Origin of the sequence: Burkholderia sp. HMSC10F09 (assembly GCF_001806955.1) — a bacterium.
Lineage (GTDB): Bacteria > Pseudomonadota > Gammaproteobacteria > Burkholderiales > Burkholderiaceae > Burkholderia > Burkholderia multivorans.
The window spans coordinates 1-1,637 of record NZ_KV786741.1; the positions used below are offsets into that span (position 1 = coordinate 1).

The window sequence follows — 1,637 nt, forward strand, 5'->3', positions numbered from 1 at the left end:
GGATAATTCGGCCCGCCGCCGCCTTCGGGCGTGACCCACACGATGTTCTGCGTCGGGTCCTTGATGTCGCAGGTCTTGCAGTGCACGCAGTTCTGCGCGTTGATCACCAGACGATCGCTGCCGTCGTCGTTCTTCACGAACTCGTACACGGCCGCCGGACAGAACCGGCCCTCCGGCCCCGCATACGTGCGCAGATTCACGTTCACCGGCACGCTCGGATCCTTCAGCGTCAGATGCGCCGGCTGGTTTTCCTCGTGGTTCGTGTTCGAGATGAACACCGACGACAGCCGGTCGAACGTCAGCTTGCCGTCCGGCTTCGGATAGACGATCGGCTCGCACTGCGAAGCCGGCTTCAGCATCTCGTGATCCGCATGCTTGTGATGCAGCGTCCACGGCACGTTGCCACCCATCAGCTTCTGCTCGATGCCGACCATCAGCGTGCCGAGATACAGCCCCTTGGCCATCCACTGCTTGAAGTTGCGCGCGCGGTACAGCTCCGTGTACAGCCACGACTGGCGGAACGCATCGGGATACGCATTGAGCTCGTCGCTCTGACGGCCCGCCTGCACTGCGTCGAACGCCGCGTCGGCCGCGAGCATGCCGGTCTTGATCGCCGCATGGCTGCCCTTGATCCGCGACGCGTTCAGGAAACCCGCATCGTCGCCGATCAGCGCACCGCCCGGAAACACCGTCTTCGGCAGCGACATCAGGCCGCCCGCGGTGATCGCGCGCGCACCGTACGACACGCGCTTGCCGCCTTCGAGGAATGCGCGGATCGACGGATGCGTCTTGTAGCGCTGGAACTCCTCGAACGGCGACAGATAGGGATTCGTATAGCCGAGGCCGACCACGAAGCCGACCACGACCTGGTTGTTGTCCATGTGATACAGGAACGAGCCGCCGTAGGTGTCCGGCTTCAGCGGCCAGCCGGCCGTGTGGATCACGAGGCCCGGCTTGTGTTTGGCCGGATCGATTTCCCACAGCTCCTTGATGCCGATGCCGTACGCCTGCGGATCGGCGTTGGCGTCGAGCTTGAACTTCGCGATCAGCTGGCGGCCGAGATGGCCGCGGCAGCCTTCGGCGAACAGCGTGTACTTCGCGTGCAGCTCCATGCCGAGCTGGAAGTTCTCGGTCGGCTCGCCGTCCTTGCCCACGCCCATGTTGCCGGTCGCGACGCCCTTCACCGAGCCGTCGTCGTTGTAGAGAATCTCCGCGGCCGGAAAGCCCGGAAAGATCTCGACGCCGAGCGCCTCGGCCTGCTGGCCGAGCCAGCGCGTGACGTTGCCGAGCGAAATCACGTAGTTGCCGTGATTCTTGAAGTTGTCGGGCAGCGCCCAGTTCGGCGTTTGCACCGCGCTCTTCTCGGACAGGAACAGGAAGCGGTCTTCCGTCACCTCGACGTTCAAAGGCGCGCCGCGTTCCTTCCAGTCCGGGAACAGCTCGGTGAGCGCGCGCGGGTCCATCACCGCGCCCGACAGAATGTGCGCGCCGATCTCGGAACCCTTCTCGAGCACGCACACGCCGATCTCGGTGCCTTTCTCGGCAGCCAGCTGCTTGAGCCGGATCGCGGCCGACAGCCCGGCCGGGCCGCCGCCGACGATCACGACGTCGTATTCCATCGATTCGCGCGGGCCGTA

General features: G+C 64.9%; 1 protein-coding gene. It reads right to left on the reverse strand.

Annotated elements, in window-relative coordinates; translation table 11 throughout:
• Positions 1-1,637: electron transfer flavoprotein-ubiquinone oxidoreductase (locus HMPREF3115_RS16125; RefSeq protein ID WP_176748751.1), on the reverse strand; the 1,637-nt coding region annotated here is incomplete at both ends.